Source organism: Kitasatospora sp. NBC_00070, from assembly GCF_045041205.1.
Taxonomy (GTDB): Bacteria; Actinomycetota; Actinomycetes; order Streptomycetales; family Streptomycetaceae; genus Kitasatospora.
In genome coordinates, this window is record NZ_CP108247.1 from 6,670,635 (window position 1) to 6,694,487 (window position 23,853).

19 protein-coding genes and 1 tRNA gene are annotated in these 23,853 nt (G+C 71.7%); 14 read left to right on the forward strand and 6 right to left on the reverse strand.

Translation table 11 applies throughout. The features are described from left to right. Positions 1–360: 360 nt before the first annotated feature. From OHV05_RS30360 to OHV05_RS30370, 3 genes are all read left to right on the forward strand, one after another. A complete protein-coding gene (locus tag OHV05_RS30360) occupies positions 361–1,896 on the forward strand; it encodes a phosphatidylinositol-specific phospholipase C domain-containing protein (RefSeq protein ID WP_405020507.1) in 1,536 nt (511 codons plus the stop codon). A gap of 191 nt (positions 1,897–2,087) precedes the next feature. Continuing rightward, positions 2,088–2,185: transfer RNA gene (locus tag OHV05_RS30365), tRNA-Tyr, on the forward strand. Positions 2,186–2,424: 239 nt separating this feature from the next. Next, positions 2,425–2,763, forward strand: a complete 339-nt coding sequence (locus OHV05_RS30370; protein ID WP_405020508.1) for a VOC family protein — start codon at positions 2,425–2,427, stop codon at positions 2,761–2,763. Between the two features lie 22 nt (positions 2,764–2,785). On the opposite strand, the gene OHV05_RS30375 is transcribed toward OHV05_RS30370, so the two are convergent. Beyond that, positions 2,786–3,805: an LLM class flavin-dependent oxidoreductase gene (locus tag OHV05_RS30375; RefSeq protein ID WP_405020509.1), complete on the reverse strand. Its 1,020-nt coding sequence runs from the start codon at positions 3,803–3,805 to the stop codon at positions 2,786–2,788. 236 nt (positions 3,806–4,041) lie between these two features. Continuing rightward, positions 4,042–5,454 (reverse strand): erythromycin esterase family protein, encoded by a 1,413-nt coding sequence (locus tag OHV05_RS30380; protein WP_405020510.1) that lies wholly within the window; start codon positions 5,452–5,454, stop codon positions 4,042–4,044. 235 nt (positions 5,455–5,689) lie between these two features. Here OHV05_RS30380 and OHV05_RS30385 point away from each other — a divergent pair, with 235 nt between their 5' ends. Beyond that, positions 5,690–6,337, forward strand: coding sequence for a LysE family translocator (locus tag OHV05_RS30385; protein ID WP_405021580.1), 648 nt, complete (start codon positions 5,690–5,692; stop codon positions 6,335–6,337). A gap of 86 nt (positions 6,338–6,423) precedes the next feature. Here OHV05_RS30385 and OHV05_RS30390 read toward each other — a convergent pair whose 3' ends face one another. After that, positions 6,424–8,013 carry a M4 family metallopeptidase gene (locus OHV05_RS30390; protein WP_405020511.1) on the reverse strand — a complete coding sequence of 530 codons (1,590 nt, stop codon included), beginning with the start codon at positions 8,011–8,013 and terminating at the stop codon, positions 6,424–6,426. Between the two features lie 268 nt (positions 8,014–8,281). On the opposite strand from OHV05_RS30390, the gene OHV05_RS30395 reads away from it, so the two are divergent. Next, positions 8,282–9,976, forward strand: coding sequence for a hydrogenase maturation protein (locus OHV05_RS30395; protein ID WP_405020512.1), 1,695 nt, complete (start codon positions 8,282–8,284; stop codon positions 9,974–9,976). Between the two features lie 125 nt (positions 9,977–10,101). Further along, positions 10,102–11,106 carry a magnesium and cobalt transport protein CorA gene (locus OHV05_RS30400; protein WP_405020513.1) on the forward strand — a complete coding sequence of 335 codons (1,005 nt, stop codon included), beginning with the start codon at positions 10,102–10,104 and terminating at the stop codon, positions 11,104–11,106. Positions 11,107–11,148: 42 nt separating this feature from the next. Here the strand turns inward: OHV05_RS30400 and OHV05_RS30405 are convergent, their stop codons facing one another. Further along, positions 11,149–11,826, reverse strand: coding sequence for a TetR family transcriptional regulator (locus OHV05_RS30405; protein WP_405020514.1), 678 nt, complete (start codon positions 11,824–11,826; stop codon positions 11,149–11,151). Positions 11,827–11,933: 107 nt separating this feature from the next. Here OHV05_RS30405 and OHV05_RS30410 point away from each other — a divergent pair, with 107 nt between their 5' ends. The 7 genes from OHV05_RS30410 (at position 11,934) to OHV05_RS30440 (ending at position 18,481) form a co-directional block, all read left to right on the forward strand. Next, the gene (locus OHV05_RS30410) at positions 11,934–12,857 is read left to right on the forward strand and encodes an SDR family oxidoreductase (RefSeq protein WP_405020515.1); all 924 of its coding nucleotides are present in this window, start codon (positions 11,934–11,936) and stop codon (positions 12,855–12,857) included. 38 nt (positions 12,858–12,895) lie between these two features. Continuing rightward, a complete protein-coding gene (locus tag OHV05_RS30415; RefSeq protein ID WP_405020516.1) occupies positions 12,896–13,570 on the forward strand; it encodes an NAD(P)H-binding protein in 675 nt (224 codons plus the stop codon). Positions 13,571–13,646: 76 nt separating this feature from the next. Continuing rightward, complete coding sequence (locus OHV05_RS30420; protein WP_405020517.1) at positions 13,647–14,798, forward strand: PP2C family protein-serine/threonine phosphatase; 1,152 nt, start codon at positions 13,647–13,649, stop codon at positions 14,796–14,798. Positions 14,799–15,040: 242 nt separating this feature from the next. Beyond that, the gene (locus OHV05_RS30425) at positions 15,041–15,919 is read left to right on the forward strand and encodes an SDR family NAD(P)-dependent oxidoreductase (protein WP_405020518.1); all 879 of its coding nucleotides are present in this window, start codon (positions 15,041–15,043) and stop codon (positions 15,917–15,919) included. A 44-nt stretch (positions 15,920–15,963) separates the two neighbouring features. Further along, on the forward strand, positions 15,964–16,584 hold the full coding sequence (locus OHV05_RS30430) for a TetR/AcrR family transcriptional regulator (protein ID WP_405020519.1): 621 nt from the start codon (positions 15,964–15,966) through the stop codon (positions 16,582–16,584). Positions 16,585–16,864: 280 nt separating this feature from the next. Further along, the gene (locus OHV05_RS30435; protein ID WP_405020520.1) at positions 16,865–18,148 is read left to right on the forward strand and encodes a DUF3533 domain-containing protein; all 1,284 of its coding nucleotides are present in this window, start codon (positions 16,865–16,867) and stop codon (positions 18,146–18,148) included. Positions 18,149–18,208: 60 nt separating this feature from the next. Continuing rightward, the gene (locus OHV05_RS30440) at positions 18,209–18,481 is read left to right on the forward strand and encodes a hypothetical protein (protein WP_405020521.1); all 273 of its coding nucleotides are present in this window, start codon (positions 18,209–18,211) and stop codon (positions 18,479–18,481) included. Positions 18,482–18,491: 10 nt separating this feature from the next. On the opposite strand, the gene OHV05_RS30445 is transcribed toward OHV05_RS30440, so the two are convergent. Further along, the gene (locus OHV05_RS30445) at positions 18,492–19,967 is read right to left on the reverse strand and encodes a helix-turn-helix domain-containing protein (protein WP_405020522.1); all 1,476 of its coding nucleotides are present in this window, start codon (positions 19,965–19,967) and stop codon (positions 18,492–18,494) included. Positions 19,968–20,268: 301 nt separating this feature from the next. Here OHV05_RS30445 and OHV05_RS30450 point away from each other — a divergent pair, with 301 nt between their 5' ends. Continuing rightward, positions 20,269–23,457: a M28 family peptidase gene (locus tag OHV05_RS30450; RefSeq protein ID WP_405020523.1), complete on the forward strand. Its 3,189-nt coding sequence runs from the start codon at positions 20,269–20,271 to the stop codon at positions 23,455–23,457. 65 nt (positions 23,458–23,522) lie between these two features. Here the strand turns inward: OHV05_RS30450 and OHV05_RS30455 are convergent, their stop codons facing one another. Further along, complete coding sequence (locus OHV05_RS30455; RefSeq protein WP_405020524.1) at positions 23,523–23,786, reverse strand: hypothetical protein; 264 nt, start codon at positions 23,784–23,786, stop codon at positions 23,523–23,525. Between the last annotated feature and the right edge of the window lie 67 nt (positions 23,787–23,853).

Below are 23,853 nucleotides of genomic sequence, written 5' to 3' on the forward strand. Positions count from 1 at the left end.
GCGCTCAGGACGGGTGGCGGATCGCGATGGTCTGGGGTCGGCCGGGCGGTGGCGGGCGGGGGACGTGCGGACAGGCCGCTCGTGTCCGTCCCGAGCCGATGCAGCGGCTGCTGCGAAGCACCCGCTGGGACGTCGACGCGGTCCGCGACGACCTCCGCTCCTACCTGCTCGAACGACCTGGGCGCCGACCACGGCGTACTGATCGGGAACGAGAGTTCGACGGATTCTGCCCTTTCGGCGCCACCGCGGTGCCCCGTCGGCTCTACCGTCGAAGCCGTCACCCGGGCGAGCATCAGGGGTTCACAGCAGCGCGCCCGGCCTCGGCCACGCCTGCGGCCTTCCATTCCCCGAAAGGTGGCCATGCCCCACACCCCCGCCACGTCCGCTCGCCCGGCCCGGGCCGGGTTGAGGCGCCTGCGCCGGCTGACCCGGACGGCGACGGTGACCGCCGTCGCCACCCTTGTCCTGGTGGTGGCCCCGCTGGCCGCACCGCACGCCGCCCTGGCCGAGGGGAAGGACAACCGCGACGCCTTCCAGAACCTCGGTTCGGCCGACCAGCAGGACTGGATGGGCAAGGTGGGGGCGACCACACCGCTGACGGCGATGTCCATTCCCGGCACGCACGAGACGCTGGCCGTGCACGGGGGCTCCAGCGCCCAGACGCAGCAGGACTTCGGCGACAGTGCGGCGACGCTGTCCGCGCAGTTGGACCGTGGGATCCGCGCGGTCGACATCCGGGTCCGCATCATCAACGACAAGTTCGTGATCCACCACGGCACCTTCTACCAGAACGCCAACTTCGACGACGTCCTGACCAAGACGAGGGCCTTCCTCTCGGCCCACCGGGGCGAGACCGTCCTGATGCGGCTGCGGGCCGAGTGCGACGGCTCCCTCGGCAGTTGCACGGACGACCACCCGACGGCGAGTCACACGGCCCTCTTCGACGCCTACGCGAAGCAGTACGCGGGACTGTTCTACAACAGCGGCAAGCGCAGCGACCCGCCGACGCTGGGTCAGGCCCGCGGCAAGATCGTGCTGTCGGTCTTCAACGCCGACAACGGCGGCTCCTACGGCCTCAACGGCTTCGGTGACCACACCGAGGACACCTGGAACGCCACCGACGCACCGGCCAAGTGGAGCCTGGTCAGCAAGAACCTCAACGCGGCCGCCTCGGCCCCCGCCAACCAGACCTTCGTGACCTACACCTCCGCCTCCCGGGCACCGTTCAACCACGTCCCCTCCGAGTACGCGGGCGGCTACGGCGTCCTGCGGGGCAAGGACCTGGTCTGGGTCGACGGCGTCAACCTGCGGCTGATGAACTACCTCAACAGCGGCGGTGGCAACCGGCTGGGCATCGTCATGATGGACTACCCCGGCTGGGCGCTGGTGCATGACATCATCGCCCGCAACAGGTACTACGAGGCCAGGAGCAGCAGCCCGGCGATCTGGGTGGTCAAGTCCGACAAGACGTACGTGGACAGCAAGTACGGTCGGTGCATGACCCGCGGGCCCGAGTTCGACAGCTCCGGGCAGGGTGGTGTGGTGCAGCAGCGGGCCTGCCAGAGCAGCGCGCCCAGCAGCCACCAGTGGCAGGCCGCCATGCCGTCCACCTTCGACAGCATGGGCTACTTCTGGATCAAGGCCAACAACGGCCAGTGCCTGACCACTCCCTACAACAACGGGACTCCGCCGTCGGCCGGGACCCAGCTGTTCTGGTGGCCCTGCGAGACCCGCTGGATCTCCGACAACCAGATGTGGAACATCATGCCCACGAACCTTGCCGACCAGGCGGCCTACCGGTTCATCAACAAGTGGACGAACCTGTGCCTGACGGTGGACCCGGCGACCGCCTCGCAGGCGGGCGGCAAGGTCGTCCTGGGCAACTGCCCGGCCTGACCGGACCACCCCGCCACCTGACCCGACACGACACCGCGTCGGAGCGCGACGGTCACCCCCACCAAGGGCCGGGCGCTCGCGCCGTACGTCTACGACTGTCGGCAGCCGGTCAGTCATAGGTCAGGCCCCGGTCAGGCCGGGCGGGCAGAGTGGTGTCACGCCGAAGGGGCAAGCGCCGCCCCGGAGGTTTGGGAGAGGTGCCCGGAGTGGCTGATCGGGTGCCTGGCCGGTAACGGTCGAGCAGGACCTCTCGGGGTCCGCGCAGGTTCGAATCCTGCCCTCTCCGCCACTCACCGCCCTGGGCCGCAGCGCGAGTGGGCCCTGCAGGTGGACGGACCCTCGCCTGCGCCGAGGCGGACCAGGCGTAGTCCGGTACTGCCGCTCCCCGACGGCAACAGTCGGTGTACAAGCCGGTCATGACGCGACCGTGCCGCCTGCGGGTTCAGTGCTGTTGACCGCAGAGGTTCACCGGGTTGCCAGGCGGTGGCTGAAGGTGTCCGCCGTCCCTTCTGCCCTACGGTGAGGTCCATGGAGCTGACGGCGAAGATGATCACGATTGACTGCGCGGAGCCCCGGGAGCTCGCCGACTGGTGGGCGGTGGCCCTGGGGGTGGAAGTTGCCCAGGACTTCGGCGGGTTCGTCATCCTCGCGGCCCAACCCCTCGTCCTGGGGTTCCAGCGTGTGCCCGAGGAGAAGCTGGGCAAGAACCGTGTCCATGTTGACTTCTCCTCTGCGGACCGTGGGGGCGAGGTGGACCGGCTGGTGGGGATGGGGGCGCGGGTCGTCGGTGAGCACACTGCGCCGGGGGGCCTTGCGTGGACCACGCTGCAGGACCCTGCGGGCAACGAGTTCTGTGTCTCTGGCTGATCCTGGCCCGGGCGGTGTCGGTTCAGGCTGCGGAGTGCCAGCCGAGTGCGGGGGCGAGTCGGGTCGCGATGTCGGTGAGGATCTGGACGTAGTCCTGGTGGTCGAAGCTGAAGGGCAGTGCGAAGACGACCTCGTCGACTTCCCGGAACGCGGCGTGGGCGTACAGCCGCTCGGCGATCTCGGCGGATGTGCCCACCAGGTCCGGCGCGAACATCGTGCGGGCCGGTCCGTGCGGGGTGGTCGTGCGGGGGAGTCGGGTCCGGGCGTAGTCCAGGTACTTCGCGCGCTGCTCGGGTGAGGCGCTGTCGGTGGGGATGACCACCAGGCCCTGGGACACCCGGGCGCGCGGGCCGTCGGGGTGGTGGGTGCGGAAGGCCTCGATCTGCGAGCGCTGGATCTCGGCGAAGTCCTCCGACTCCTCCGCTCGCACCACGTTGCTGGTCAGCAGGTTGAGGCCCTGCTCGCCCGCCCAGCGGGCGGAGCGCAGGCTCCCGCCGCCGTACCAGATGCGGTTCGCCAGGCCGGGTGCGACGGGCTGGACCCGGTCGGAGTACACCTCGATGCCCTCGACGCCGCTGAAGTCGGTGGCGGGCTCGCCCTTGACGAAGCTCAGCAGCCGTTCGACCCGCTGGTAGCCGAACTCCTCGGCCTCGGCGGTGTCCGGGTAGAGCGCGGGGGCGACCTGGTCCCAGTGGCGGGGCTGTCCGACGCTGAGGCCGGGGTTGAGCCGGCCGCCGGACAGGAGGTCGACGGTCGCGAGGTCCTCGGCCAGGCGCAGCGGGTTCTCCCAGCCCAACGGGATGACCGCGGTGCCCAGTTCGATCCGGCGGGTGCGTTGCGAAGCCGCCGCGAGTACGGCGACGGGGGAGGAGATCCCGTACTGGAGGTGCCGGTGGCGCACCCAGGCGCCGTCGAACCCCAACTGCTCGCCGAGCTCGATGATCTGGAGTGTCGACTCGTGCCCGCGACCGGGATCGGCGGGGTCGAACAGACCGATGGTCAGGAAACCCAGCTTGCGAAGGGGCTGCGAAGGCGAGGGCACCGGGGTCCTCCGTTCTCCGCGACGGGCCGGACGAGGTACGGCGCGGTTCGACTGGCACGGCCCGGCCGATCACCGGGCGCCCGGCCACATTCACACGCGACGGGGAGACGATCAAGAGGCGGACCGGAAAGGCCATCGGGGGCAACACGCCCGTGACATCCCCGCAGCAGGCCGCCCGCGCTGCCCACCCCCTGACCGGAAGGAACCTGACGTGCCGGCGCACCGCCGGCGGGCCGTCAGAAGCCCGGCCGAGTGGCGGAGCGGTCCTGTGCAGGGGTGCGCTGTCGGGCCGCGGCGACCTCGTGCAGGTGGATGGCGAGGTCGTACGACTCCGCGAGCGCGAGCTGTGCCTGTGCCTCGGCGGGGTCGGAGTACGCGCTCCCGATGCTCCTGGTGGGGTGCGGAGTGGTGAGCCAACTGCGGCCGGCGGGACCGACGTTCCTGAGGTCGACGAGGTAGTCGCGGTAGCGCACCCGGTCCATCGTCGCCTCGGTGCTGCCGGGCCCGGCGGGGCCAAGAGTGAAGGGGCGCACGGTGCCGTCGTCCCCGGTCGCGTTGAACGAGCCCCGGTCGAAGGTCGTGCCGATGCTGACGTAGCGTCCGCCGAGTGCGTCGCGCAGGAAGCCCCCCTGTGACTTCGGGTGGGTGTCCGGGGTGTAACTCTTGAGCGTGACATGGCCGTTGTGGGCCGACAGCAGCACCTTGTCCCCTGTCTTCCGCTGCCACCAGAGCACGTTCTCGGCCATGACGGAGTCGCGGTAGCGCATGCCGGCCGCCACTCCCTGCGGGTCGTCGTAGTCGTAGGCGAACAACTTCGTCATCTGGTCGATCGCGGTCGCGTGCTGGACGGCCCAGGTGTACGCGTCGTCCCCGTCCGCGACCGGGCGGGCGGAGGGCTGCTGCTTGAGCAGACCGAGCGCCTCTGCGCTCCGCTCCGCGAGTGCCTTCCGTTCGGCGAGCGGGCGCGCCAGGTAGGCGGTGATGTAGGTGTCGGCGTCGGTGGTGGGGCGCAGCTCCCGATAGAGCTCGGCGATCCGGGGTGCCTGTGCCGGGCGGGTCGCGGCCGCGTACGCGTTCACCCGGTCGTACAGCTCCGGGCCGGCGAACGCGTTGTCGTCACCCATGAACTGCACCGGATCACCGGGGTGTTCGATGTTGTAGGCGCGCATCCACTGCAGCAGGTCCCGGTACTCGGCGTTGTTCCACACCGCGTAGGTGTTCTGGAACTCCTCGTCCATGATCTGCTGCAGGTTGCCCTGGCCGTGCAGCACGTAGTCGTCGAGGCGCAGTCCACCGCTCCAGCCGGTCTCCAGTGCGAAGGTGCGGAAGCCCTTCTCCTCCACCAGGTAACGGAAGACCCGGTGCTTGAGCGTGAAGAAGTCGTGCGAGCCGTGGGTCGCCTCCCCGAGCCCCACCACCTCGGCATCGCCGGCCATCCGCCCCAGCGGGCGCAGGTCGCCGAGACTTCCCTGCGGTTCGGCCGTCCGCAGCGGGTGTGCCGCCCGTTCGAGGGCGGCCGACACCGACTGGACGGCGGCGGACGAGGCTGCGGGCGCTGCGGCGGCAGGCGTGGCGGCGGGTACGACGGCGGCCGTCGCACCGATCGCGACGAGCAGGGCCAGGGCGGGGGCGGACTTGTGAAGACGCATGCCGTAAGCCTCTCCGGGACCCGGCGCTGGTGACCATCCGTCATACCCCCTGATCGAGTCGGGGGTTAACCCCACCACTCTCCCCGGACGAACCCACTGGTCACGGGCGTATGACCAACGCTCAGTGGATCTGCACCCTGCTCGTGCGCGGCGGTGCGGTCGGTGGGCCGGCGGGTGATCCACTCCGGAGCCGCCGCGATAGGGTCGACGCATTCCTCGAAAGCAGGTGCGAATGATCGTCTCCCTCGGCGCGGTCGCCGGAGTGGCCGCGATGGAGCTGGGCATGGCCCTCATCCCCGGCCCGAACATGATCTACCTGGCCTCCCGGTCGATCACCCAGGGCCGCCGGGCCGGGCTGATCTCGCTGGCCGGGGTGGCGGTCGGCTTCCTGGTCTACCTCGGGGTGGCCACCGCCGGTCTGGCCACGATCTTCGCCGTGGTGCCGGCCGTCTACACCGCTCTCAAGTTCGGTGGCGCCGGCTACCTGCTCTACCTCGCCTGGCAGGCGGTCCGGCCCGGTGGCGCCTCGGTGTTCGCACCCAAGGAACTGGCCGTCGACCGACCGCGTCGGCTGTTCACGATGGGGCTGGTCACCAATCTGCTCAACCCCAAGATCGCCATCCTGTACGTGTCGCTGCTCCCGCAGTTCATCGACCCGGCCCGGGGGCATGTGGCCGCGCAGAGCTTCCTGCTGGGCCTCGTGCAGGTCACGGTCGGGATCACCGTCAACTGCGCGGTCATGCTGGCGGCCGGCACGATCGCGGGCTTCCTCGGCCGGCGGCCCACCTGGCTGCGGGTTCAGCGGTACCTGATGGGCACCGTACTGGCGGGGCTGGCCGTACACATCGCCGCCGACCGGTCCAAGGCGCTCGTCCCGGCCTGACCGGGGCCGAGGCCGGGAGGCGTGGGGCACGCTGTCGTCCGGGGCTCTGACCGGAGCCCCGGACGACAGGTGGCTGTGCTGGTGGGTCAGTTGACGCTGACCGCGCTCCAGGCGGCGGCGACCGCCTTGTACTCGGTGCTGGTGGCGCCGTAGAGGTCCTTGGCGGCGTTCAGGGAGGCTGCGCGGGCGCCCTTGTAGTCCGTGGTGGACGTCATGTAGACGGTGAGCGCGCGGTACCAGATCTTGGCGGCCTTCTGGTTGCCGATGCCGGTCACGGTCGAGCCGTTGCAGGTCGGGCTGTTGTAGGTGACGCCGTTGACGGTCTTGCTGCCGCTGCCCTCGCTGGCCAGGTAGAACCAGTGGTTGCCCACGCCCGAGGAGTTGTGGACGTCGAGCTGGCCGACCTTCTTGGTCCAGCAGTCGGCGGACGAGCCGTCCAGCGACGGCTTGTCCATCCGGCGCAGCCACGGCGGGGTGGACTGGTCGCTGAACAGGTAGTCGGGGGTGTCGATGCCGTTGTTGGCGTACCACTCGACCATGGTGCCGAAGATGTCGCTGGTGGCCTCGTTGAGCCCACCGGACTCGCCGCTGTAGCGCAGGTTGGCGGTGGCGCTGGTGACGCCGTGGGTCATCTCGTGGCCCATGGTGTCGAGGTCGACCTGCTCGGGGTCGGTCACGCCGTCGCCGTCACCGGTCATCATGCAGAAGCAGCTGTCGGACCACTGGGCGTTGTCCCACTTGGTGCCGACGTGGACGAAGACGGTGGCGCCCTTGCCGTCGTTCTTGATGCCGTTCCGGCCGAAGGTGTTCTTGTAGTAGTCGTATGTCCAGGCGGTGTTGGCATGGGCGTCGACCGCGGCGGTGGCGCGTGCGCCGGTGAACTTCTTGCCGTCGCCCCAGACGTTGTCCGCGTCGGTGAACAGCGTGCCGGAGCTCGCCTTGATCGAGGACGAGGAGAGGTTGAGCGCGTCCTTGGTGATGTGGCCCCGGATGGGGTCGATCAGGGCGTAACCACCGTTCTGCGCAGTGGTGTTGATCGAGACGTCGCCGGTGTACTCCGAGTGGCCGGTGCCGACGGCCTGGTGCTCGGCGGCGTAGCTCTCGATCTGCTCGCCGGTCGAGGCGTCGGTGACGACGACCTGGCCGGCCGGCTGGCCGTGCTCGCCGACACCGGCGACGGTGGTGCGCCAGGCGAGACGGGGGGTTCCGGCGGCGGCCCAGATCACCAACTCCGGCGTGCTGGTGGCGGATTCGATGCCCGGAGCCTCACGCAGCGCACTGCTTGCGCTGGCCTGCGCGGGGACGGCCGGGACGGTCGACCTGACCTTGGGGTCGTGGGCGTTGCCCCGGGTGGAGTCCTTCATGCGGCCGTGTGAGTCCTGGTGTACCACCAGGTCACCGCCGACCACCGGCAGGCCCTGGTAGGTGCGGTCGAACCGGACGTGCTGGCTGCCGTCCGCGTCGATGACCACGTCCTTGACCTGGAGATCCTGGCCGGCGCCGAAGCCGAAGTCCCCGGCGTTGTGGCCGACGTTGGCCCGGGCGTTGGCGATCGCGGCGTCGCGGCCGGTGGCGGCGGTGGCCGAACCGGTCTGGACGCTGATGGCGACGAGGGCGGCGGTGACCGCTATGGCTCCGGCCGTGAGGTGACGGCGCTGGGATGAGGTGGGGCTCATGCTGACTCCAGTCGAGGGGAACTGCGAGTGAATTTGCCTCGACAGAGCTTGACGATGAGCTGACAAGAAAGCCATGCGTCGGATCAGATCTTGATGAATCTGTAGCCAAGTGCGATCCGATATGTCCAAGTCACCGACCAGTCGGGACGCTTGGTGATCAGTGAGACCGGGGAAGGGGGACTACCTCGCACCCGGGTTGGGCAGGACGACTCCGCTGCGGGCCGCCACCACAGCTGGACAGTCCCTGCCTGCTAGCCGGAGGAACACCGTGCGCGTACTGCTGATCGCCAGTGCTTTCAACAGCCTGACCCAGCGTGTCCATGTGGAGTTGCGGGAGCGTGGTCACACGCTGGGGGTCGAACTCGCGCTGGGGGACGAGGCGGTGCGGGCCGGGGTGGAGCGGTTCCGACCGGATCTGATTCTGGCGCCGATGCTGACCCGGGCGGTGCCGGAGGATGTCTGGCAGCGGTATCCGGTGTTGATCGTGCATCCGGGGCCGAAGGGGGACCGGGGGCCGTCGTCGCTGGACTGGGCGATCCAGCTGGGTGCGGCCGAGTGGGGTGTGACGGTGCTCCAGGCGGTGGCGGAGATGGATGCGGGGCCGGTCTGGGCGTCGGTGCCGTTCACGGTCCGGGCCGGCGGGAAGAGCGAGGTGTACCGCAACGAGGTGGCGGATGCGGCGGTCGAGGCGGTGCTGCTGGCGGTCGAGCGGTTCGCGGGCGGCTGGTACGGGCCCGAGCCGCTGGACTACTCCCAGTGGGACGTCACCGGGCAGCTCCGCCCCTACCACGCGCAGGAGTTCCGGCGGATCGACTGGTTGGCGGACGACACCGCGACGGTGCTGCGCAAGCTGCGGGCGGCGGACAGTCAGCCCGGGGTGCTGGACACCCTGCTGGGCCGGGAGTACTTCCTGCACGGCGGCTGCGCGGAGGACGAACTACGCGGCAGCCCCGGCGAGTTGATCGCCACCAGGGACGGCGCGGTCTGCCGGGCCACCGCCGACGGCGCGGTGTGGATACCGCAGCTGCGCCCGCGCCGGGAGGCCGGCGGACCACCCACCTTCAAACTGCCGGCTGTTGACGCACTGGGCGCCGAGGCACTCACGGCGGTTCCCGAGGTGCCGGTCACGCCGTCGGTGGCGGCGCGGCGGGACACCTGGTCGGAGATCCGCTACCGGGAGGAACAGGGCGTCGGTTACCTGGAGTTCACGTTCTCCGGTGGGGCGATGAGTACGGCGCAGTGCCGTCGGCTGTTGGCGGCGTACCGGGCGGCGGTGGTGCGGCCGACGTCGGTGCTGGTGTTGGGGGCGGCGCGGGACTTCTTCTCCAACGGTATCCACTTGAACGTGATCGAGGCGGCCGGCGACCCGGCGGCGGAGTCCTGGGCGAACATCAACGCGATGGACGACCTGGTCGAGGCGATTCTCACCAGTACCGACAAGTACGTGGTCGCGGCGCTGGCGGGGAACGCGGCGGCGGGCGGGCTGATGCTGTCGCTGGCCGCCGACGAGGTGTGGTGCCGGGCCTCCGCCGTCCTCAACCCGCACTACCGGCTGATGGGGCTGTACGGCTCCGAGTACTGGACCTACACCCTGCCCCGCCGGGTCGGCGCCGACCAGGCACAGCGCCTCACCGACGCCGCACTGCCCGTCGGGGCCGGGGAGGCACTGGCCCTCGGTCTGGTCGACCGCATCGGCGACGGCGACTCCACCACCTTCCGCACCTGGGTACAGCAGCAGGCCGAACTCATCGCCGGATCAGGCGAACTGGCGACGAAGATGGCGACCAAGAAGCAGCGCCGGGCCGACGACGAGGCGGTCAAGCCGCTGGCGGCGTACCGCGCCGAGGAGTTGGCCCGGATGCGGCACAACTTCCTCGACCCGGGAGAGAGCTACCACCAGCTGCGCCGGGCGTTCGTGCACAAGAGCTGCCCGCCCGAGACCCCCGCCCACCTGCGCGGCTGAACCCAGGACGGGCCCCCGCACCAGCCGCCGGGCAGCCGTCGACGAGGCGGCTGCCCCGGCGGCGGGCGGCGGTGTAGGTTGGCGGGCCGTGGCACGAGTGGCTCGGGCCGGAGGGCGGTGGCGGGATGGGTTCGCAGGCGGTGGTGGACTGCGCGCTGTACGAGGACGGGCACCGGCTGCCCGGCCGGGTGGAGCCGGCCAGGGCCCTGCAAAAGACGGCGGAGCGGCCGGGCCGGTTCGTCTGGCTCGGCCTGTACGAGCCGACGGCGGCTCAGTTCGCCGACATCGCGAACGCCTTCGAACTGCACCCGCTGGCGGCGGAGGACGCGGTCTGCGCCCATCAGCGCCCGAAGCTGGAGCACTACGGCGACACGCTCTTCCTGGTGCTGAAGACCATCGTGTACGTCGAGCACGACAAGCTGACGGCCACCAGTGAGATCGTCGACACCGGGGAGATCATGGTCTTCGCCGGACCGGGTTTCGCGATCGTGGTCCGGCACGGCAGCGCACCGCCGCTGACCGAGGTACGGAAGGACCTGGAGCGCTCGCCCGAACTGCTGGCGCTCGGTCCGACGGCCGTGCTGCACGCGGTGGCGGACCACGTGGTCGACCAGTACCTGGAGGTGGCCACCGAGTTCGAGCGGGACGTGGAGGAGCTGGAGACCGCGGTGTTCTCCCCGGAGCGTACGAACGACGCCGGGCGGATCTACCAGCTCAAGCGCGAACTGATGGAGTTCAAGCGCGCGGTGGTGCCGCTCGGTCTGCCGTTGCAGCAGCTCTCCGACAAGGCGCTGCCCCAGGTGCCGGCCAAGATCACGGCGTACCTGCGCGACGTCGCCGACCACCACACCCAGGCCGCCGAACGGATCCTGGCCTTCGACGAGTTGGTCACCAGCATGCTCGGCGCGAGCATGGCCCGGATGTCGCTCCAGCAGAACACCGACATGCGCAGGATCAGCGCCGGGGCCGCCCTGGTGGCGGTGCCCACCATGGTGGTCGGCGTCTACGGCATGAACTTCGACCACATGCCCGAACTGACCTGGACGTACGGCTACCCGGCGGTCCTGCTGGCCATCGCCGCCGCCTGCGCACTGGTCTTCCGGGCCTTCCGTCGCAACAAGTGGCTCTGACCGGTCGGCCCGAGCCGCGTAGGAGCCGAAGGGGCCGACCGCTCAGTGCGGGGCGCGGGCCAGCAGCCCGGTGAGGTGGACCTCGAGCATCTCGCGCAGGGTGGAGGTGAAGTCCATCCGCAGGGCGGCGAGTTCGGGGTCCTCCTGGTAGGCGGTGAGCATCGCGGGGGAGGGCTCGGCGTGCGTCCAGACCGCACCGGTGAGCATGACGGCGGCGGCCACGAACCGGAACGCCCCGGGCTCGTCCAGTTCGGGGAGCTGACGGCGGACGGAACCGACCAGGAGGCCGACGTTGGCCAGTGCGGCGCGCTTGTACTCGGCGGCGACCTGGGGGGAGACGTTGCGTTCCAGGACGGCGGCCTGAGCGCCGATCAGGTCGCACAGCACCGGTTGCCGGGCCAGTGAGGACGCGATCAGGGCGGCGAGGCGGTCGGCGCGGTCGGTGGCGGGCGCGGTGGGGTCCGCGGTGTCGGCGAGGGCGGTGTCGAATTCCGTCAGCCAGTTCCGCAGGGCGACGTCGAGGAGCTCCAGCAGGACAGCCTCGCGCGACTCGAAGTAGCGCAGCACGTTCGACTTGGCGAGCCCGACGCGGCGGCTGAGTTCGTTGAGGCTGACCTGGGCCACCGGCATCTCGGTCAGCATCGCCGCCGCGGCGTCCAGGATCGCCCGTCGGCGTATCTCCCGCTGCTCTTCGCTGCGTGCGCGCTGGAACGTCGTCATGTCGAGAATTCTACAGACCCCCGGTCTGTTGTTAGCAGACCGGGGGTCTGCTAACTTTGGGAGCGAGAACAGACCGGCAGTCTCTTAATCTCTCCCGAGGAGCTCTCATGTACGACGTTCCCGACCTGACCGGCACCTTCGCCGTCGTCACCGGCGCCAACAGCGGCACCGGCCGGGAGGCGGCCCGGCGCCTCGCCGCAGCCGGCGCCCACGTCGTGATGGCCGTGCGCACCGTCGCCAAGGGCGAGGCGGCGCGCGCCGAGATCCTGGCCGAGCACCCCGGCACGCACCTGGAAGTACGCCGGGTCGACCTGGCCGACCTGGCCTCGGTCCAGGAGTTCGCCGACGGGATCGTCGCCACCGGCACCCCGCTGGACCTGCTGGTCAACAACGCGGGTGTGATGGCGCCGCCCACCCGGATGACCACCGCCGACGGGTTCGAGCTGCAGTTCGGCAGCAACTTCCTGGGCCCGTTCGCGCTCACCGTCAGGCTGCTGCCCGCCCTGCTGGCCGCCGACGCCCCCCGGGTGGCGACCATGAGCAGCGGCACCGCGAACATGGGCCGGATCGACTTCGCGGACCTGCAGTCCGAGCGCCGCTACGGCCCGATGCGCGCGTACGCCCAGTCCAAGCTCGCCGACCTGATGCTGGCCCGGCAGCTCGCCGACCTCGCGGTCGAGCGCGGCTGGGCACTGACCAGCATCGCCGCGCACCCGGGCTACACGCGCACCAACCTGCAGACGGCGGGGGCGAGCCTGGGCCGCGACAAGCCGAAGCGCTCGCTGCTCACCTCGCTCGACTTCCTGCCGACCCAGGGCGTCGGGCAGGGCACCGAACCACTGCTGTTCGCGGCCGCCGACCCGCGCGCCGAGCAGGGCGCCTACTACGGCCCGAGCAAGCGCTTCGGCCTGGTCGGCCCGACCGCTCCCGCCCGGATCACCAAGCGGGCGCTGGACCCGGCGAGCAACGCCCGGCTGTGGGCCGAGGCCGAGCGCCTCACCGACGTCCGCCTGCCTGTCCACGTCGCCTGACCCCGCCCGTCGATCCGCCCCCACTCAGGAGTGACCCCGTGAACGTTCTGCTCTTCGGTGCGACCGGAATGATCGGCCAAGGCGTCCTGCGCGAATGTCTCCTGGACGACCGGGTCACCCAGGTGACCGCCGTCGTCCGGGCGCCGCTCGCCGTCGATCACCCCAAGCTGCGCACGCTGGTGCACGGGGACTTCACCGACTTCTCGGCGCTCGCCGCCGAGTTCAAGGCCGTCGACGCGTGCTTCTTCTGCCTGGGGGTCTCCTCGGCGGGCAAGCGTGAGGACGAGTACCGCACGATCACCCACGACTACACCTTGGCCGCCGCCCGGGCGCTGCCCGACCGTCCGGATCTGACCTTCGTCTACGTCTCCGGCGAGGGCACCGACAGCACCGAGAACGGCCGCTCGATGTGGGCCCGCGTCAAGGGCCGCACCGAGAACGAGCTGCTCGCCATGCCGTTCCACGCCTACATGTTCCGCCCCGGCTACATCCACGCGCAGCACGGCGAGCAGTCCCGCACCCCGCTCTACCGGCGGCTGTACCCGCTGCTCTCCTTGCTCCACCCGATCCTGCGACGCGTCGCACCCACCCACGTCACGACCACCGAGAACATCGGCCGCGCCATGCTCGCCGTCGCCGGAGCGAACGGAGCCGGCGAGCGCATCCTGCACAGCCCCGAGATCAACCGGGCCGCGCTGCAAGGGGGTTACTGACAGGGCTCGGTCCCGGCCCCGGCGGGCCGGGCGTGGCCCGGGGGCGCCCTCGGTGTACTGGGGGTATGCAGGAGTCATGGACGTTCGGCGGCCGCTCGCGGATCTCCGGTGGACTCGGCAGCAGAGCCGCGCGCTGGTGGTCATCCCGCTCGTGCTGATCGTCGTCATCTCGGTGGTGGACGTCCTGGCGCCGCCGGAGGTCCACCTCGGGCCGCTGCTGGTCGCCGCCCCCGCGATCACGGCCTCGTTCGCCGGGCCACGCACCACGGCCGGCGTCGGAGCGCTCGCCGTGCTGGCCCAGATCGTCGTCGCGGCGCTGCGGACCACGCTGCTGGACCTCAACCACTCGGTCCAGATCGCCTCGCTGACGGTGATCTCCGCGCTGGTGACCCTGTTCGCGTACTTCCGGGAGGAGCACGACCGGAAGATGAGCCAGCTGCGGTCGGTGGCCGAGGCCGCGCAGACGGTGGTGCTGCGGCCGCTGCCGCACCGGATGGGCCGGCTGCGGATCGCCTCGGTCTACCTCGCGGCGGAGGCCGAGGCGCAGATCGGCGGCGACCTGTACGCGGCCGTCCGGACCGGGCGGGGCACCCGGTTCCTGGTCGGGGACGTCCGGGGCAAGGGCCTGGCGGCGATCAGTGACGCCTCCCTGCTGCTCGGCGCCTTCCGGGCGGCGGCCTACCGGCAGCCCGACCTCCCCGCCCTGGTCGCCCACCTGGAGGGGGCGGTCTTCGGTGCCCGGGGAGTACCCGGGGGTCCGGCCGAGGAGGACGAGGACGGTCCGGTGGACGACTCGACGCAGGAGTCGTTCATCACCGCGGTGGTGCTCGACATCCCCGACGACGGGTCGACGATCCGGCTGGTCGACTGCGGACACCCGCCGCCGCTGGTGCTGCGCGGCGGCCGGGTCAGGTCCCTGGACGTCCGCCAGCCGGCCCCGCCGCTCGGGCTGACGGGCCTGCTCGACGCCGGTTTCGTGGTCGAGTCCTTCGCCTTCGAGCCGGGCGACATCGCGCTGCTCTACACGGACGGGGTGATCGAGGCCCGGGATCACGCGGGGGCGTTCTATCCGCTGGCCGAGCGGCTGGCCGGCCGCCCGCCGTCCGATCCGCAGACCCTGCTGCGGCGCCTGTCCGCCGACCTGATCGCCCACGCGGGCGGGCGGCTGGGCGACGACGCGGCGATGGTGGCGATCGAACGGCTCCCGGCGGAACCCGGGAGCCCGTGACGGCGCGGGTCGGCCGGGCGGTGCGGAAGCGCGGCACCAATCGGTGGGGGTGGTGCCGCCCCGGCCGACAGGCCGTCAGGCCGTGACCTGCTCCGGTTCGGTCAGGAACTCCTCGCGGATCTCCCGGGGGTATTGCGGTCGGCGCAGCCGTGGAGGACGAGTCCGCTGAAACGGATAGATCATCCGAATCTGCTAGGGTGGGGTCACCCGGATAGGTCATCCGGATGGGCGGAGGTCGGGCGATGCGACGGACAGCGGTGGTCACGGCGGGAACGGGCGGAATCGGACTGGAGACCGCCCTGGGTCTGGCCGCGGCGGGCCTCGCGGTCACCGTCGTCGGGCGGGACGCGGAGCGCGGCGCCCGTGCGGTCGAGCGGATCAATGCCACGGCCCCGGCGCACCCCGCCCGGTTCCTCGCCGCCGACCTCGCCTCGCTGGATGCGGTCCGCGCGCTCGCCGACCGGATCACCGCCGACGGTCCGCTCACGGTGCTGGTCAACAACGTCGGGGCGATGTTCCCGGACCGGCGGGACTCGGTGGACGGGATCGAGGCGACCTTCGCCGTCAACCACCTCTCGCCGTACCTGCTGACCGAACTGCTGCTGCCCGCCCTGCGCGCCGGTGCGCCGAGCCGGGTGGTGAACGTGACCTCCGGCGCGACCGCCCTCGCCAAGCGCGTCTTCGACGCGGTCGAACCGCCCGGCGGCTACTACGGCTTCCACTGGTACGGCCGCGCCAAGCTCGCCAACCTGGCCTACGCGCTGGACCTGGCCGCCCGGCTCGACGACACCGGCGTCTCGGTCTTCGCGGCGGACCCGGGCGGTGCCGCGACCGGGATGACGGACGGCACCATGCGGGATCCGAGCATCGTCTCGCCGGGCCTGCGACTGCTCTGGCCGCTGGTGCGGCGGAAGTTCGAACGCTCGACCTCGGGCCCGGCGTCGGTGGCGGCCCGGTCCTCGGTCTTCGCCGCGACCGACGACTCGCTGGCGGGCCGGACGGGCGTGGTGATCGGGCCGGGTGTGCGTCCGGTGGCCGCGTACCGTCCGGCGGCCGACCCCCGGGTCGCCGAGGCCGTCCGCCGTCTCAGTGAGCGCCTGGCGCCGGCGGTGGCCGGCTGAGGCGGCCCAGGGATACGGATGGGCCATCCAGTTAGACTGCGACCATGACGACCGCACCCCTGCGCAAGGACGCCGCCCGGAACTGGGAGCGGATCGTCGCGGTGGCCCGCGAACTGGTGGACGCCGGCGCGCCGTTGCAGCTCAACGACGTCGCCCGGCGCGCCGGGCTCGGCGTCGGCACCGTCTACCGGCACTTCGCCGGCCCCGAGGCGCTGTTGGAGACCATCGCCACCCCCTGCCTGGAGGAGCTCGCCGCGTTCGGGGAGCTCGCGCTGTCGGAGGAGGACCCCTGGCGTGCCCTGGCCGGGTTCCTGGCCCGGACCGTGGAGGCCCAGGTCACCGACGCCTCGCTGTCCACGGTCACCGCCGCGCCGACGGACGCGCTGCCGCGCACCACCGAACTGAAGCGGGCCCTGTGGTCGACCGGCGCCCAACTGCTCGAACGGGCCCGGGCCGCCGGGGTGGTGCGCGAGGACCTGACCGACGCGGACCTGGTCCCGCTGATGTGCGGCGTCGCCTACGCCGCGACCGTCCACAGCACCCCGGCCACCCGGGTGGAGACCGCCCGCCGCTATCTGACGGTGCTCCTGGAGGGGCTGGGTGCCGTGCACCCCGACGCGGGGACACCCGGCGGCCGCCACCACCGTCCGCTGGCCCCGACTTAGGCAATGTCCTTGACCAGCAAGGAAGTTAGCGCGGCAGCGGGCTGCGGTCAATGCGGCAACCGGGCCGAACCGGTGGGACACCGGTCACGGCAGCGCGGTCCGCTTCCGGGCTCCGGCCGGTGAGGTAGCTCCTCCGTCCGGCCCGCTGCCTGGGCCGGACGGGCCTGGGCCGGACGGGTCAGGGTGCGGGCCGGTCCGGGCGGGGCGTCGCGGGGTTCGGGGGTGTCCGCGGTTAGCGTGCTGCGGGGGCCGACCGACCGACCGACGTTGACGGAGTGCCATGACCTCGGACCAGCCCGCACCGCAGGTGACCGCCCGTCAGGTGCTGCGCAACCCGAAGGTGTGGATCTTTCCCACCGTGATCGTCGGATCGGTGGCGCTGCTGCTGTCGCTGCTCTACCTGGGCGGCATCATCAACCCCCGGGCCGACCTGCACCGGCTGCCGATCGGCCTGGTCAACTCCGACGCCGGCGGCGACCTCGGCGGCAGACCGGAGAACCTCGGGCGGCAGATCACCACCGGGATCGCCGCCGCGCCCGACCCCGCCGAGGAGGTCTCCTGGCGGGTGCTGAGCCGGGCCGACGCGATGGACCAGCTGTCCGCCGGCAAGCTGTACGGGGTGCTGGAGGCGCCGGCCGGGCTGACCACCGCGGTGGCCGCCCTCGGTGCGGCCGGCCAACCGGACCCGGTCAGGCCGACCCTGCTGGTGCTCACCAACCCCGGGGTGGGCAGTCTGGCCTCCTCGCTGGCCTCGTCGATCTCCCAGGCGGCGGCCCACCAGGCGTCCCAGCAGCTCGGCGGCACGCTCACCGCACTCCCGGCGGCCCAGGGCGGCGGCAACGCGGCCCGGCTGCTGCTGGCCGACCCGCTGGCGGTGACGGTCGAGGTCGGCCACCCGATCGGGGCGAACAGCGGGCTCGGGCTGACGGCCTTCTACTACTCGCTGCTGCTGGTGCTCTGCGGCTTCCTGGGCGCCAACATCATCAGCAACGGCGTCGACGTCTCGCTCGGCTACGCGGCCAGCGAGCTGGGGCCGCTGCGCACCCAGCTGCCGCTGGTGCCGATCACCCGGACCAGGACGCTGGCGATCACCAGCGTGATGTCGGTGGTGCTGGCGGTGCTGACGTCCAGTCTGGTGATGCTGGCCACCGTGGTGATCCTGGACATGGACGCCTCGCACCTCCCGCTGCTCTGGGTGTTCTCGGTCTGCGCCAGCGCGGCGGTCGGGCTCGGGGTGCAGGCGCTGGTCGCGGCGTTCGGCGGGATCGGCCAGCTGGTCAGCATGTTCGTCTTCATCGCGCTCTCGCTGCCGTCCTCGGGGGCGACCGTCCCGCTCCAGGCGCTGCCCGCGTTCTACCGGACGCTGGCGGTGTTCGAGCCGATGCGGCAGCTCGGCGACGGGGTCAGGTCGATCCTGTACTTCGACGCGCAGGCCGACGCCGGTCTGACCAGGGCCTGGGTGATGATCGTGATCGCCACCGTCGCCGCGCTGCTGTTCGGCTTCGGGATGACCACCTACTACGACCGGCGCGGCCTGCACCGGGTGCACCCCGAGGCCGGCTGAGGCGCCGGCACCACCCGGTCGGCCCTGGCGTGGTGGCCCCGGCGCGGTATCGGCAGTTGCATGGAGAGTGACCGAGTCCCCGTCGATCCGGGAGCCACCATGTACCAGATGTGGGCCGAACACGACCCGGCCGTCGAGCAGCCCTCGCTGCTGTGGCACGTCGTCACCAAGGACGACAGCGCGAAGTCGCTGTGCGGGCGGATGCTGGGGGCGCCGTCGGCCTCCGGCAACGACCAGGTGCTGGCGGAGAGCTTCTGCGGCCCCTGCATGACCTCCGTCCGGCAGGCGATGACGACGGCCCAGTCCGGGATGGCCGAACCCGCCGTCGGCTGACCGGGTGCGCTCAGCGCGCGAGTTCGGTCAACCGTCGGGTGGTCTCGGCCAGTTCGGGACGTCGGCCGGGCTGGGTGGCCAGCCGGTCGCGCAGCCCGCGCAGCTCGTGGGCGACCAGTGCGGGCAGCCCGGGGGTGGCGCTCTCCAGGGCTGGGCCGAGCAGTGAGATGGCGCTGTCCGGGTCGTGGGCGCAGACCAGGCAGTCGGCGATCCGGACGGTGAACAGCAGTCGGGAGGACGGCAGTTGGTGCGGCCCGAGCAGGCGCAGCGCGGTCCGGGCGGCGCTCACCGCGCGCAGCGCCAGCCGGGGGTCGTCGACGGCGGCCGCGACGTCGCGCAGGGCGGCGGCGGCGCCGGCCTCCACCCGTAGCTGCATCGAGGCGATCGAGAGCCAGGGCGCGTCGGACTCGTCCCGGACGCCGATGTGGTCCAGGTGCAGCCGGGCCCGGCCGACGTGCCGGACGGTCTGCCGGACGTCGCCGGTCAGCGCGTGCGCGCGGGCCTGGCTGACCTGGGACATCGCGGCGGCCCAGTGCCGCCCGGGGGCCACCCGGCTGATCTCCCGGGCGTAGCCGAGCGCGGAGCCGGGGTCGCCGTCCAGCCGGGCCAGGTTGCCCATGTCGCTGAGCGCGGCCACCTGGGTGGCGGGGTCGTCGGCCAGTTCGGACCAGCTGAGGGCGCGGTCGAAGCAGGTCATCGCGGTGGCGTTGCGGCCCTGCTGCATCCGCAGCACGCCCGCCGCGTGGGCGTACTCGGCGGCCAGCCGGACCAGCGGACGCCGTCGGCCGGCCGGGGTGCCGGGCAGCCGGGCCAGCACGGCCCGCAGGGTGCGCTCGACGGCGGTGGCGGTGTCGGGGTGGCCGTGTGCCTCACCGGCGCGCAGGTGGGCGGCGAGCAGGCCGGCCAGCGCGTGCGCGGTGTCGGCGTCCAACGGTGGTGCGGTCAGCGGGTCGGCGGTACAGAACGCCAGGTGCAGCGCGGCGAGATCGGGGGCTGAGGGCACCGCACAGCCGACCGCGCCGTGCAGCGGGCAGAGCATCCCGTAGTCGGGCAGCCGGGCCGGTGGGCGGCTGACCAGCAGGGGGAGCGGGAGCGGTGGCAGGTCGGCGGTGATGCCGGGCAGCGGCGGCCGGGTGAGCCCGGCCGGGACGGGCGGCCCGGCCTGTTCGCCCTGCTCGGCCCGGTGGCAGGTGGCACTCAGATCCCCTGCCGCGCCGAGGAGTTGGTCGAGCTGGTCGGCGACCCGGGGGGTGGGCCTGCGGGTGCCGTGCTCGAGCCGGCTGACCGCCGTGTGGTCGTAGCCGATCTCGGTGGCGAGCTGGGCCTGGGTGAGCCCGGCCCGCCGCCGCCAGTGCCGCAGCCGGGCGCCGAAGGTCCGCCAGGAGTCGGCCGCCGGGGCGTCCGTCGTGGTGTCCGCCGACAGGGTCGGCGGGGCGGTCGGCGGGGCGTCCTCGACCAGGGTGGCGCCGGTGTCGGTCCGGTGCACGGTCAGCCTCCCCGAGTCCTTCGCGAGTCCGTCGCGATCCCTCCGCGTACCTGGACGGTACTGGACGAGCACCCCCTCCGTACATGACGTGGTCTCAACCTCTTTGGGAAAGCCGCAGCTTGACAGAACTTGCCAACTGCACGGAGGGCCGGTGGGAGCCGTTGACGGTGCCATGACGGCGTGTGAGGGTTCCGGCACCCGAACGCTGACACCCGCTCATCCGCCCCCCGCTGCGGCCTGTGGAGCGTGCCGTCGGCATGCCGTCCGCGTTCGAGGACCCCCACGTCCGAGGAGCCTCGCAATGAGACGAAAAATCCTGACGGCAGGTACCACCCTGACCGTCCTGGCCGGCCTGCTCGCCGCCACCACGGCCGCGCAGGCCGCGCCGACCCCGGCCCCGACCGTCGCACCGCCGAGTGCGCTGGCCGTCGCCGTCTCCGCCGCCGACCAGGCGGCCGCGGCGGGTCTGGACGCCCTGGCCAAGGGCCCGGGCGAGAGCTTCGAGCGGCACGCGGTGACCCCGTGGCTCGGTGGCCTCTACTCCGTGGCGTACGAGCGCAGTTACCGCGGCCTGCCGGTGGTCGGCGGTGACGCGGTGGTGCTCGCCGACGGGCAGGGCCGGGTGCACAGCACGCAGTCGGCGTCCGCCGCCGCGGTCGGTGCGCTGTCGACCACGCCGAAGGTCACCGCCGCGACCGCCGAGCAGACCTCGCGGGCCCAACTCCCCACCGTGGACGGGGTGCAGTCCAGCCGCCTGGTGGTCCGGGTGAAGGACGGCCGCTCCACGCTGGCCTGGGAGACCGTGCTGACCGGCCGGACCGCCGCCGCGCCCAGCACCCTGCACGTGTTCGTGGACGCCCGCTCGGGCGCGGTGCTGGACAGCTACGACGACGTCCGGGCCGGCACCATCAACAGCAAGTGGAACGGCACCCAGACGATCAACACCACTGCCTCGGGCAGTACCTACTCGCTGCGCGACCCCGGCAGGCCCGGGCTGAGCTGTGCCGACTACTCCAGCGGCTCGGTGTTCTCCAAGTCCAGCGACAGCTGGGGCACCGGGAACGCGACCAGCAAGGAGACCGGCTGCGCCGACGTGATGTTCGCGGCGCAGAAGGAGTGGGACATGCTCCGCGACTGGCTCGGTCGCAACGGGCACAACGGCAACGGCGGCAGCTGGCCGGTCAAGGTCGGCCTGAACGACGTCAACGCCTACTGGGACGGCTCCTCGATATCCATCGGCCACAACAACGCCAACGAGTGGATCGCCGCGATCGACGTGGTGGGCCACGAGTTCGGCCACGGCATCGACCAGTACACCCCCGGCGGGGCCGCGAGCAACGAGTCCGGTCTCGGTGAGGCGACCGGCGACATCATGGGCGCGCTGACCGAGGCGTACGCCAACGAGAGCGCCCCGTACGACGCCCCCGACTACACCGTCGGCGAGATGATCAACCTGGTCGGCAACGGCCCGATCCGGGTGATGTACAACCCCTCGCAGGTCAGCGGCAACCCGAACTGCTACTCGGCCTCGATCCCGAACACCGAGGAGCACGCGGCGGCCGGCCCGCTGAACCACTGGTTCTACCTGCTGGCGGAGGGCTCCAACCCGGGCGGTGGCAAGCCCACCAGCCCGACCTGCAACAGCAGTTCGGTGACCGGGCTGGGCATCCAGAACGCCGGGAAGATCTTCTACGGCGGCATGCTGCTGAAGACCAGCGGGATGACCTACAAGAAGTACCGGACCGCGACCCTGACCGCGGCCAAGAGCCTCGACCCCAGCTGCGGCTACTTCACCAAGGCGAAGGCGGCCTGGGACGCGGTCAGCGTGCCGGCCCAGGCCGGTGACCCGACCTGCATCCCGTCCGGCAACCCCGACTTCGGGCTGACCCTCGGTCAGACCTCAGGTTCGGTCCAGCCCGGCGCCTCCACCAACGCGACGGTCAACACCTCGGTGGTCTCGGGCGGCGCGCAGACGGTCAACCTGACCGCCTCCGGTGCGCCGGCCGGTGTCACGGTGTCCTTCAACCCCTCGTCGGTGCAGGCCGGTTCGTCCTCGACGGCGACCTTCACGGCCGCCGCCACGGCGGTGGCCGGCAGCTACGTCATCACGGTGACCGGTACCAGTGCGGTCAGCCACACCGCGCAGTACACCCTGACGGTGGGCGGTGGCGGCAACCCCGGCGGCAACCCGCCGGACATCGACGTTGCCCTGGTGCAGGCCGACCTGGCCCAGCTGAACACCATCGCCTCGCAGAACGGCGGCAACCGCCGGGCCGGCAGCGCCGGGCACTCGCAGTCCGTCGCCTACCTCAAGGCCAAGCTCCAGGCGGCCGGTTACACCGTCTCCGAGCAGAGCTGCACCTCCTGCAGCTACGTCTCCAACAACCTGATCGCGGACTGGCCGGGCGGCCCCGCCGACCAGGTGACCATGTTCGGTGCCCACCTGGACAGCGTGGCGGCCGGCCCCGGTATCAACGACAACGGCTCGGGCTCGGCGGTGCTGCTGGAGAACGCGCTGGCGCTCGCCCAGGCCAACCCGACCCTGACCCGGCACGTCCGGTTCGCCTGGTGGACCGGTGAGGAGCAGGGCCTGCAGGGTTCCGCCCACTACGTCGGCCAGTTGAGCTCCGCGCAGCGCAGCGCGATCAAGGGCTACTACAACTTCGACATGGTCGGCTCGACCAACGCGGGCTACTTCATCAACAACCTCAACTCCGCGACCTCGGCGCCGATGAAGGCGTACTGGGACTCGCTGAGCCTCCAGCCCGAGGAGAACGTCGAGGGCCAGGGCCGGTCTGACGACTACTCGTTCCAGCAGGCCGGCGTCCCCACCTCCGGCTACGCGGCGGGCGCCAGCGCCGTCAAGTCCGCCAACCAGGCCGCCAAGTGGGGCGGCACGGCCAACCGGGCGTACGACTCCTGCTACCACCAGTCCTGCGACACCACGAGCAACATCAACGCCACCGTGCTGAACCGCAGCGCCGACGGTGTCGCCTACACGCTGTGGAAGACCTCGGTCGGTGGCACCACCACGCCGACCAACGACTTCTCCATCGCGGCGAACCCGACCACCGGTAACGCCACCCCGGGCAACTCGGTCAGCACGACGGTGTCCACCGCGGTCACCTCGGGCAGCGCGCAGACGGTCAACCTGACCGCCTCCGGTGTGCCGGCCGGTGTCACGGTCACCTTCAACCCGTCCTCGGTGCAGGCCGGTTCGTCCTCGACGGCGACCTTCCAGGTGGGGGCCTCCACCGCCGCCGGTACCTACAGCATCACGTTGACCGGCACCGGCTCGGCCACCCACGCCACCACCTACTCGCTGGTGGTCGGCAGCGGCCCCGGCACCGGGACCTGGGCGGCCGGCACCACGTACAAGGCGGGTGACGTCGTGACCTACAACGGCGTCAGCTACCGCTGCATCCAGGGTCACACGGCCCAGACCGGCTGGGAGCCGCCGATCGTCCCGGCCCTCTGGCAGCGCCTGTGATCCATTGATACGTGCCGCGGCTCGTCGAGGGGGACGAGCCGCGGCACCGTCATGCCGCGGGCCGGTCAGCGGGTGTCGCCGCCCCAGTCCCAGCGGCGCGGGTCGCCGGGGCGGGGGCGGTAGCGGGCCCGGCCGCCGGTGCCGTAGGCGCCGATCTCGGTCGGCAGTGCGGCGCCCACCGCGAGTTGCTCGGCGCTCCAGCCGGTGACGTCGAGCAGCAGGCCGTCCAGCGGCCCGGCCACCAGCTCCCGGTAGACCCGGCCGGGGCGGGGCCCGGCGTCCTCGTGGTCGCTGCCGTAGACCCGGCCCCGGAGCAGTTCGTCATCCATACCGACCAGTTTCCCGGCCGGCACTGACAGCCGGACCGGCGCCGGCCGGGCCGTGTGCCGGAGCCGG

Bases quoted from the DNA above. Each gene is read 5' to 3' on its own strand.
- OHV05_RS30360 (WP_405020507.1), top strand. From the start codon at position 361: ATGCCCCACACCCCCGCCACGTCCGCTCGCCCGGCCCGGGCCGGGTTG.
- OHV05_RS30370 (WP_405020508.1), top strand. From the start codon at position 2,425: ATGGAGCTGACGGCGAAGATGATCACGATTGACTGCGCGGAGCCCCGG.
- OHV05_RS30380 (WP_405020510.1), bottom strand. From the start codon at position 5,454: ATGCGTCTTCACAAGTCCGCCCCCGCCCTGGCCCTGCTCGTCGCGATC.
- OHV05_RS30390 (WP_405020511.1), bottom strand. From the start codon at position 8,013: ATGAGCCCCACCTCATCCCAGCGCCGTCACCTCACGGCCGGAGCCATA.
- OHV05_RS30400 (WP_405020513.1), top strand. From the start codon at position 10,102: ATGGGTTCGCAGGCGGTGGTGGACTGCGCGCTGTACGAGGACGGGCAC.
- OHV05_RS30405 (WP_405020514.1), bottom strand. From the start codon at position 11,826: ATGACGACGTTCCAGCGCGCACGCAGCGAAGAGCAGCGGGAGATACGC.
- OHV05_RS30410 (WP_405020515.1), top strand. From the start codon at position 11,934: ATGTACGACGTTCCCGACCTGACCGGCACCTTCGCCGTCGTCACCGGC.
- OHV05_RS30420 (WP_405020517.1), top strand. From the start codon at position 13,647: ATGGACGTTCGGCGGCCGCTCGCGGATCTCCGGTGGACTCGGCAGCAG.
- OHV05_RS30425 (WP_405020518.1), top strand. From the start codon at position 15,041: ATGCGACGGACAGCGGTGGTCACGGCGGGAACGGGCGGAATCGGACTG.
- OHV05_RS30430 (WP_405020519.1), top strand. From the start codon at position 15,964: ATGACGACCGCACCCCTGCGCAAGGACGCCGCCCGGAACTGGGAGCGG.
- OHV05_RS30435 (WP_405020520.1), top strand. From the start codon at position 16,865: ATGACCTCGGACCAGCCCGCACCGCAGGTGACCGCCCGTCAGGTGCTG.
- OHV05_RS30440 (WP_405020521.1), top strand. From the start codon at position 18,209: ATGGAGAGTGACCGAGTCCCCGTCGATCCGGGAGCCACCATGTACCAG.
- OHV05_RS30450 (WP_405020523.1), top strand. From the start codon at position 20,269: ATGAGACGAAAAATCCTGACGGCAGGTACCACCCTGACCGTCCTGGCC.
- OHV05_RS30455 (WP_405020524.1), bottom strand. From the start codon at position 23,786: ATGGATGACGAACTGCTCCGGGGCCGGGTCTACGGCAGCGACCACGAG.